Here is an 8834-nt window from a genome sequence, read left to right on the forward strand (position 1 = left end):
GCCTTCCAGCTTCTGCAAATGCTGTTCGAGATAGGGCCGCAGGTGCTGGTGCTGAGTCGGCAGCTTCAGCGCCTCACCGAGATGAGCGGTATCCTCATCGCGATCGAAACCCGGTTCGTTGGTGGCGACTTCGAACAGCACGCCACCCGGCGTGCGGAAATAGATCGCCCAGAAATAATCGCGGTCGATCACCGGCGTCACCTGATAGCCGGTGTCCATCAGCGCCTTGCGCACTTCGAGCTGCTTGGCGCGGTTCTCGACGGCGAAGGCGACATGGTGGACGGAGCCCGCGCCGAGATCGGCGAAGGCGGCACCCGGCAGCGATTCGATGTCGACGACGTCGGCGCCATTGCCGTTCTTCACCGCCATTCGCCTGACATTTCCGGACTTGTCGATCTCCTCGTAGCCCATGAACTTCAGCAGCTCCTCGGTGGCGCCGCCATCCTTCAGCCTGAGCGACACGGAGTGAAAGCCGCGGATCGCCTCATCGGTGGGGATGCCGCCTTTCGCCCATGGCTTTCTGGCGTCGGCCTTGTCCTCGACCAGGGCGAAACCATCGCCGTCCGGCCCTGCAAAGGCCAGGCGCTTCTCGCCGAATGTCTCGTCGCGCGACAGGCCCGAGACGCCTTCATCGGCAAAACGCTTTTCCCAATAGGCCAGCGTGCCTTCCGGCACGGAGTAGACCGTGGTGCCGACTTCGCCGACGCCATGACGGCCCTTGCCGATGTTGGGAAACGGAAAATAGGTCATCACCGAGCCCGGCGTGCCGGCCTCGTCGCCATAGTAGAGGTGGTAAACGTCAGGCGCATCGAAATTGACGGTCTTCTTGACCCGGCGCTGACCGAGTTTCCTGGTGAAGAAATCGTTGTTCTGCCGGGCATCCCTGGCCATCGAGGTGACGTGATGGAGACCCTTGATCTGATCGAGCATCGTCTTGCTCCTTCCCTTGGTGCTTGTGCGGCCCTTGCCGCTGTCCACGCCTATATGAGGACACCACCGCCTGCGGCAAAGGCGGCAAACACAGAATGGACTGTGCTTTAATAGTGAACAATCAAAACAAATTCGTTCACCAATTGACGAACATGTCAGGCTTGCGCCGTCGCCGGAATTCGGTTCCATGAGCGGCGTTCGACCATACAGGATAAGGGTATCGCGAGTGACCGGAAAAGCCAGGCGCCCGAATGTTCTTCTGATCACATGCGACCAGTGGCGCGGCGATTGCCTGTCGGCTGCCGGCCATCCGGTTGTCAAGACGCCGAATGCCGACGCGCTGGCCGCCGAGGGTGTGCTGTTCAAACGGCACTATGGTGGTGCGGCACCTTGCTCGCCGGCCCGCGCCTGCCTCTACACCGGCCTCTACCAGATGAACAACCGCGTCTGCCGCAACGGCACGCCGCTCGACGCCCGTCACGGCAACATCGCGCTACATGCCCGCAGCCTCGGCTATGATCCGACGCTGTTCGGCTACACCGACGTATCGCTCGACCCGCGCCTGCTGGCGCCGGGCGACCCACGGCTGCAAAGCTATGAAGGCGTGCTGCCTGGATTCACGGTGCGCCAGTTGCTGCCCGAGCATCAGAAGCAGTGGCTGTCCTGGCTCAAGCAGCGGGGCATCGATACCGGCGCCGGATCGCCGGATATCCATCGCCCGGTGAACGAAAGCGGCAAGGCCGAGGCCGCCGTCAGCAACGCACCGCCCGTTTATTCGAAGGACGAAACCCCATCCTCCTTTCTGACCGGCGAATTCACGCGCTGGCTCGGCGAGCAGGAGGACGACGCGCCATGGTTTGCCCATCTTTCCTTCATCAGCCCGCACCCGCCCTTCATCGCGCCCGAGCCATACAACAATTTGTATGATCCGGCTGCCGGTCCTGCCTTCCACCGTGCGGCAAGCTGGCAGGCAGAAGCGGAGAGCCACCCCTATCTCGCCTATGATCTCGGCCGGCAGAAGCAGGCCAAGTTCCGTCCCGAGGGCAGTGGCAAGGTGCATGATTGGAGCGATGACGACTTTCGCCGCATCCGCGCGATCTACTACGGCATGATCTCGGAGGTCGACGCGCAGCTCGGCCGTATCTGGCAAGCGGTCAAGGCCGCAAGCGCGTGGGACGACACCATCATCGTGCTGACATCAGACCACGCCGAGATGATGGGCGACCATTTCATGCTGGGCAAGGGCGGCTATTTCGACGGCAGCTACCACATTCCGCTGATCATCCGCGACCTGCGCCATGGCAAGGCTGCCGGCGGTAGTGTCGATCGGTTCACCGAAGCGGTGGACATTTTGCCGACGCTTCTCGACCTGCTCGGCGAAGCCCCACAACCGCATCTCGACGGATGCTCGCTGAAACCGTTCCTGAGCGGCGGGAGCCCTGCAGCGTGGCGCGATGCCGCGCATTGGGAGTTCGATTTCCGCTCGATAGCCGAGGGSGAAGCCGAACGGCATTTCGGCGTCGCCTCACGCCAATGCAATCTCGCCGTCATCCGCACGGAAAAATTCAAATATGTGCATTTCGGCGGTAACTTGCCGCCGCTGCTGTTCGACCTGGAAAGCGATCTGGGCGAATTGAACAACCTCGCCGCCGATCCGGCCCACCTGGCCGTGCGGCTGGAATTCGCCGAAAGGCTACTTGCCTGGCGAGCCGAACATCTCGACCAGTCGCTGGCACTGGCCGAACTGACCGAGCACGGTGTTGCCGGCCATGTTAGCAGGGGATCAAGGCAGTAGAGCGGTAGGCTTGGACTACGCCGCACCCTACTGCCCTACTGCCCTACTGCCCTACTGCCCTACTGCCCTGCTATCCTACTGCACGATCATGCGCTGCTGGTCACGCTTCTCCGTATAGCTGCCCTTGTCGTAAGCAGTCTGAGCCTCGAGCTGTTCCTTGGTGAAGGTCGTGTACAGGTACTTCCTGCCATCCTTGTCGGTCATGAATTTGAGATTATCCATGCCGACCGCGACTTCCTTCTCGCCAATGCCGAGGAAGCCACCGACATCGACGATCACAGCGTCGGTCTTGTTGTCGGGCGCCAGCACGACGTCACCGATTTCGCCGACCTTGGTGTCATTGGCACCGTAAACGGTCGTGCCCTTCAGGTCCTCGGCGCGAATCTCGCCGACAGGCATCTCGGTTAAGGTCGACTTGTCGATTGCCGCCGTCTGGGTCTGGTCGGGTGCCGAGGCATCGGGTGTCGAAGCAGCAGGAGCCTCAGCCGTCTTGTCAGCCGGTGCGACGGCAGGAGCCGTGGCATCGGACGGTGCAGCAGCCGGTGCGGTTGCAGCCGGCTCATTGGAAGCCGTCGTTGCCGGTGCCGGATCATAGGCCTTGCGGTTGAAATCCGGCTGCGCCTGAAGTTCCTCCTTGGTGGTCTGGGCCACCAGCCAGCGGTCGCCGTTCTTCTCGGCCCACTGGGCCTTGCCGAAATCATAGGTGACATTCTTGGCGCCAAGGCCGAGGAAGCCGCCGACGCCGATGACCAGCGACTCGGCCTTGCCTTCATTTGTCAGAACAATGTCGTTGACGCTGCCGATGTTCTGCGCGTCATCGCCGGTGCCGTTGTAGACGGTTTCGCCAATGATGTTGGTGGCGAGATTGCCGTCGGCGCGCTTCACCGGTTCGGCCGGCGCAGCATTCATGTCGACGGGTGTCTGCGCGGTGTCAGCCGGCGCGGATGCAGCCGGAGCCTTTGCGTCCGTCGATGCGGCCGGTGCCGGAGCCGGTGCATAGGGCTTGCTGTCGAACTCCGGCTGCGCCGTCAGTTCGTCCTTGGTCGCCTGGGCAACCAGCCAGCGGTCGCCGTTCCTTTCGGCCCATTGCAGCTTGTCGTAATCGAAGGCGACATTCTTCGCTCCCACACCCAGAAAACCGCCAACGCCGATGACGACGGACTTGGCCTGGCCATCCTTGTCGAAGACGACATCGCTGACCTTGCCGATGTTCTCGGCATCGTCGCCGGTGCCGTTGTACACGGTTTCACCGATGATGTTGGTGACGATGCTGCCTTCGGTGCGCACCGGAGTGGCGGCTGGCTCCTGAACAGCGGGGGTCTGGGCCGGCGCCGGGGATGTCGCATTCTGCGCATAGGCCCCGGTCGCGACCAGCGCTGCGAGTGCGGTCGTGGCTAAGAGGTTGCGGGTCATGATGATCTCTCCTCGTGGGTGATTTCGTACGCGCCGCGCTCGGTTGAACCGTCGCTGAGGAGGTTCGGACGCGGCATCTTCTTCACAACGTCGTGACCATGCTGTTGTTCCGACAAAACACTTCGCGTCGTGCCGAAGCCAAGAAGCGGCGAAGCGCCGGCGGTTTCTCAAAACGGAACCTTTCCCGCTTGGTCGCGTTTCAGCCCGTGGCTGGGTCTATCCCGGCCCTATCGTGATGGAATGGCGGAGCGGGGCATGAAATTTGCTGCGGTGCTGAACCGGGACGGCGGCACCTTGCGCACGACGGACCTTGCCGTCTTTTCCGACAGAATGCGCCAGACCCTGGAGACGGCAGGCCACTCCCTCAGCATTGATGTCGTTGCCGGCAAGGACGTGGTGGAGACGCTTGATGGCGCTGCATCGCGACGCGCTGTCGATGTCGTGCTGGCCGGCGGCGGTGATGGAACCATTTCCGCCGCCGCCGCCCGGCTGATGGGCACCAGGAAGGCGCTTGCCATATTGCCGGCCGGCACGATGAATCTGTTCGCACGCRGACTGGGTATTCCGCAGTCCCTCGATGCCGCGCTGAAATCCTTCGCCGATGGCGAGATCATCGCGGTCGACGTGGCCACGGCAAACGGCCGGCCCTTCGTTCATCAGTTCTCAATCGGCATGCATGCCAAGATGGTGCAGCTGCGCCAGAAAATGGAATTCGGTTCACGTCTGGGAAAGATCGGCGCCTCGGCCAAGGCGGCCTGGGCGACGATCAACAATCCACCGGCGATGAACGTGACGCTCAGCATCGGCAACGCCGAGATGGCGGCCCGCATCACCGGCATCGGCATCACCAACAATCTGTTCGGCGAAGGCCACCTGCCCTACGCCGACAACCCGGCGGGCGGCGTGCTTGGCGTCTATGTCACGGTGGCGCAGCAGCGTGCCGAACTGGTCAAATTCTTCTTCAACATGGCGCGCGGAAAATGGCGCGACAACGAACACGTGGAAATCCATCAAGCTGACCGAACGGTCCTGAAAATCCATTCGGGCAGCAGAAAGTTCCGTGCCGTCATCGACGGTGAACTGGTCAGGCTTGACCGTGAGACGACGATCGAAATCCGGCCTGGCGCACTCAATGTCCTGGTACCGGCCCGCATCGCAGAGGCGAAGGCTGCCTGATGCGATCTCCAACGATGAAGGCCGAAAATCTAGCCGCTTGGCGCGCTTCCTTGCTCCGTCACCGGCGTCTTGGCCATTTCACCATAGATTTCGGCGATGCCCCAGGCCGCGAAGGCCAAAAGCAGCGCTGCAATCAGGATACGCAAGCCGTGCCAGCCCCACCGCCCCTGACGCGCTTTGTTTTCGGGGATGATCTTGGTCATGATCGGTCCTTGTCTCGTTATTCGCCAACTGGCGCGGTCGGCAAAACACGGTCGGGTAACGGTTCCTCGCTAGGATGGTTCCGGGGACGCCGGCTGGTCATGAGCCGGCAGGTGCGGGAAGCAGCGAAGGCCGGGACGGGCCATTGGGGACTTGGGTGAACAGCAAGGCGGAAACAGTGCCGAATCTGCCGGCCGAAGTTGCGCGCGCGGTCAAGGACGAGGACCGGCTGGCCGTGCTGCACGGTCTGGAGGCGTTGGATACGGCGGCCGATCCGGATTTCGACCGCATAAGCAGCCTTGCCGCGGCGGCTATGCAGGTTCCGATCGCCTTGGTGACGCTCGTCGACCACAAGCGCCAATGGTTCAAATCCTGTGTCGGTCTGGACGAGACCGAAACCGCGACCGACATCTCCTTCTGCGCCCATGCGATTGCTGCAGGCGACGAGCCGATGGTTGTGGCGGACGCCACGACGGACCCACGCTTCAAGACCAACCCGCTGGTCACCGGCAAGCATCATCTCCGCTTCTACGCCGGCGCGCCGATGATCGTGGCTGGCGCCCGCATCGGCACGCTGTGCGTGCTCGACCGCAAGCCGCATGCCTTTCCGTCTAGCGCCATGCTCGAGCAGTTGAAGGCGCTCGCCGGCCTCGCCGGCAGCCTGTTCACTTTGAAGGATGCGACCCGCAGCGGCGCCATCGCCGAGGCAGCACTTGTGCGTGAGGAAAAGCGGCGCGCCATTGCGCTCGACGCGGCTTCGCTCGCCAGCTGGGCATGGGACATCCGCACCGACATCATCGAATGCGATACATTGCTGTCGGAGCTGTTCAACCTGCCGCGCTCGAACCGGCTGCGGGCGCGCGACATCCTCACCGCCATCGATCCTCGCGACGTCTACCAGACCGAAACCCGCTTTCGCGATGCCTTGACCGGCAGCGACGACTATTTCGGCGAATACCGGGTGAAGGGCTTTCATCCTCCGCGCTGGCTCGCCACGCGCGGCCGCGTCATCGAGCGCGACGGCGACGGCAAGCCGACCCTGATCTTCGGCGTCAACTACGACATCACCGAGCGCAAGCTTGGCGACGAGCGGCAACGGCTGCTGCTGCGCGAACTCAACCACCGCGTCAAGAACACGCTGGCGACCGTCCAGGCGCTGGCGACGCAGACCGTGCGGCATGCCCGCCAGCCGAGCGAGTTCCTCGAAGCCTTTGGTGCGAGGCTTCAGGCCCTGGGCATCGCCCACAATCTGTTGTCCGACCGCGAGTGGCGCGGCATCGGCATCCGTGAACTCGTCCAGATCGAGGTCAGGCCTTTCGACACCGCCGACCAGCCGCGCATGACGATCTCCGGCGACGATTTGTTGCTGTCGCCAGACCAGGCTGTCGGGCTTGGCCTGATCCTGCATGAGCTGGCCAGCAATGCGCTGCAATATGGCTCGCTGTCGGTGGCGTCAGGCAAGGTTGATCTCGGCTGGAGGACGAAAGGCAGAAAGGGGACCCGACGCCTCGTGCTGACCTGGCGCGAAAGCGGCGGCCCGCAAGTCGCCCCGCCGGAGCGACACGGCTTCGGCTCGATCCTCATCCGACGCAGCCTTGCCAAGGTCATTTCAAGCGAAGTGACCCATGAGTTCCGGCCGGAAGGCGTGTTTGCCGAAATATCGATGCCGCTGGAAGATCTGCCGAGTGACAAGCCATGATGCCGAACCAAAAGGCCGCGACGCAAAGTTGAAGCCGGTTTTCGGAAGAGATCATGGTCAAAGAGAGAACCGACCTTACTTCCGCTCGTCTTCTTCCGGATCGTGTGGTTTCAAGTTTTCGCGGTAGATGGCGTAGGCAGCCAGCGCCACGGCAGGACCCAGAATGACGCCGAGACCGCCCTTGCCCTTGAGCAGCGCCGGCAGCACGGCAAGCGCCGCGGTGATGCCGATCGCTTTCATGTCGGCATTGCGCTGTTGTGCGCGGCGCCGGGCACGTGAGCCTGCGGATATCTGGAAAATCAGCAGGATCAGCCCGGCAAGCAGCAGGAAACCGGCGCCAAAGCACAGCGCGGCGGCAAGCGATCCGTAGCGACTTGCCGTCCAGATATAGGCTGCCCCGACCAGAAAGCCGAGGCCGCAGAGCGCCACGGATATGGCGAGCCCATAGACGATTGCCGCCGTGCGCGCCCGGCGTATGGCGGCGGCGGTTTCGCCCGACGCCAGACCTGCAATCAGGGATGCGAGCATTCCCATCTGGAATGCGACTAGCGACGCGCGAGGAGCGCGAAGAGGAAGCCGACGCCGGCGGCGATCGCCAGTGACGTCACCGGCTTTTCGCGCACGCTCGCCATCAACTGCGCTTCGATATCCTTGGCATTGCCGCGCAGGCTGTCAAAGGCTGCTTCGCCCTGCGCACGCAATTGCTCGACCCCTTCCGTAGCCGCACGGCGCGCGGTGCCGTAGCCATGCTCTCCGGTCTTGGCCAACTGCTTGGTGAGCTTGTCGATATCGGCCTTCAATTGCCTGATATCGGCTTCGAGATCTGAATTCGACGGGCCTTCGGTTGCGGTCTTTCCTGCGGCAGTTGCCATTGCTTAACTCCTTGTGATTGCTTGATTTCAAACGCGCCGCATGTCTCAAGGTTCCGGCATTAGGGACAAAGTAGCCGAAAACGCGTGCGTGTGCACCCGATCCGCTGGCGCTGACAAAAAGGCACTTCGTCAGATCAGCGGCCGGCGCGCCTCGCCCAGCCCTTCCCAGCCGGCGAGTTGCTTGAGCCCTTCATTATCGGTGACCTCGCAACCGCCGTCGCGCCAGACAATCAGCTTGCGGTCCATCAGCTTGCGGATCGTCTTGTTGGTGTGGACCAGCGACAGGCCGAGCGTGTCGGCGATGTGCTGTTGGGTAATCGGTATCTGAACGGATTGCTTGCCATTCAGCCCAACGACCTTTGCCCGGCTGCCGATGAAGGCGATAAGATAGGCTGCGCGCTCGATGGCGCTGCGCCGCCCGAGGCTGAGCAGATTCTCGTCCAGCATGCGCTCTTCGCGCGACGCGATCCAGGTGATGTCGTAGGCCAGCCCAGGATGATTGCGGTAGAGCTCATGGAGAGACTCGCGTTCGAAAACGCACAGCAGCATCGGCGACAGGGCCTCGACGGAATGCTGCATTTCGCCCATCACGCTGCCCTGCAGGCCGATCAGATCGCCGGGCATGAGGTAGTTGAGGATCTGGCGGCGGCCGTCCTGCAACAGCTTGTAGCGGAACGCCCATCCGGAGAGCACGGTGTAGAGATGGGCGCTGTGGCTTCCCTCCACCAGGACCGTGGCGCCCTTGTCG

Annotated in this window: 9 protein-coding genes; 3 read left to right on the forward strand and 6 right to left on the reverse strand. The window is 62.7% G+C overall.

All coding sequences use genetic code 11. The annotated features are described in order from the left end of the window. Positions 1 to 930, reverse strand: a 930-nt coding sequence (locus tag ACXJ7R_RS18025) for a VOC family protein (protein WP_457153020.1), incomplete at its 3' end; no start/stop codon positions are given. A 226-nt stretch (positions 931 to 1156) separates the two neighbouring features. Here ACXJ7R_RS18025 and ACXJ7R_RS18030 point away from each other — a divergent pair. Next, entirely contained in the window at positions 1157 to 2725 is a 1569-nt protein-coding gene (locus ACXJ7R_RS18030; RefSeq protein WP_457153021.1) for an alkaline phosphatase family protein, read from the forward strand. 75 nt (positions 2726 to 2800) lie between these two features. Here ACXJ7R_RS18030 and ACXJ7R_RS18035 read toward each other — a convergent pair whose 3' ends face one another. After that, positions 2801 to 4138: a PRC-barrel domain-containing protein gene (locus ACXJ7R_RS18035; RefSeq protein WP_457153022.1), complete on the reverse strand. Its 1338-nt coding sequence runs from the start codon at positions 4136 to 4138 to the stop codon at positions 2801 to 2803. A gap of 255 nt (positions 4139 to 4393) precedes the next feature. Between ACXJ7R_RS18035 and ACXJ7R_RS18040 the strand changes: the two genes are divergently transcribed. Beyond that, positions 4394 to 5314: a diacylglycerol/lipid kinase family protein gene (locus ACXJ7R_RS18040; protein WP_457153023.1), complete on the forward strand. Its 921-nt coding sequence runs from the start codon at positions 4394 to 4396 to the stop codon at positions 5312 to 5314. Positions 5315 to 5343: 29 nt separating this feature from the next. Here the strand turns inward: ACXJ7R_RS18040 and ACXJ7R_RS18045 are convergent, their stop codons facing one another. Then, positions 5344 to 5517 (reverse strand): hypothetical protein, encoded by a 174-nt coding sequence (locus ACXJ7R_RS18045; protein ID WP_457153024.1) that lies wholly within the window; start codon positions 5515 to 5517, stop codon positions 5344 to 5346. Between the two features lie 155 nt (positions 5518 to 5672). Between ACXJ7R_RS18045 and ACXJ7R_RS18050 the strand changes: the two genes are divergently transcribed. Then, complete coding sequence (locus ACXJ7R_RS18050; protein WP_457153025.1) at positions 5673 to 7214, forward strand: sensor histidine kinase; 1542 nt, start codon at positions 5673 to 5675, stop codon at positions 7212 to 7214. A gap of 75 nt (positions 7215 to 7289) precedes the next feature. Here ACXJ7R_RS18050 and ACXJ7R_RS18055 read toward each other — a convergent pair whose 3' ends face one another. The 3 genes from ACXJ7R_RS18055 to ACXJ7R_RS18065 form a co-directional block, all read right to left on the reverse strand. After that, the gene (locus ACXJ7R_RS18055; RefSeq protein ID WP_457153026.1) at positions 7290 to 7748 is read right to left on the reverse strand and encodes a hypothetical protein; all 459 of its coding nucleotides are present in this window, start codon (positions 7746 to 7748) and stop codon (positions 7290 to 7292) included. 11 nt (positions 7749 to 7759) lie between these two features. After that, positions 7760 to 8086, reverse strand: coding sequence for a DUF883 family protein (locus tag ACXJ7R_RS18060; protein ID WP_095089295.1), 327 nt, complete (start codon positions 8084 to 8086; stop codon positions 7760 to 7762). Positions 8087 to 8215: 129 nt separating this feature from the next. Continuing rightward, on the reverse strand, positions 8216 to 8834 hold a 619-nt coding region (locus ACXJ7R_RS18065), incomplete at its 5' end, for a Crp/Fnr family transcriptional regulator (protein WP_457153027.1).

The organism is Mesorhizobium sp. P5_C1 (assembly GCF_054049815.1).

What these genes read in the sequence shown, in the direction of transcription:
- ACXJ7R_RS18060 (WP_095089295.1), bottom strand. Translation starts at nt 8,086, where the DNA reads ATGGCAACTGCCGCAGGAAAGACCGCAACCGAAGGCCCGTCGAATTCA.
- ACXJ7R_RS18045 (WP_457153024.1), bottom strand. Translation starts at nt 5,517, where the DNA reads ATGACCAAGATCATCCCCGAAAACAAAGCGCGTCAGGGGCGGTGGGGC.
- ACXJ7R_RS18035 (WP_457153022.1), bottom strand. Translation starts at nt 4,138, where the DNA reads ATGACCCGCAACCTCTTAGCCACGACCGCACTCGCAGCGCTGGTCGCG.
- ACXJ7R_RS18055 (WP_457153026.1), bottom strand. Translation starts at nt 7,748, where the DNA reads ATGGGAATGCTCGCATCCCTGATTGCAGGTCTGGCGTCGGGCGAAACC.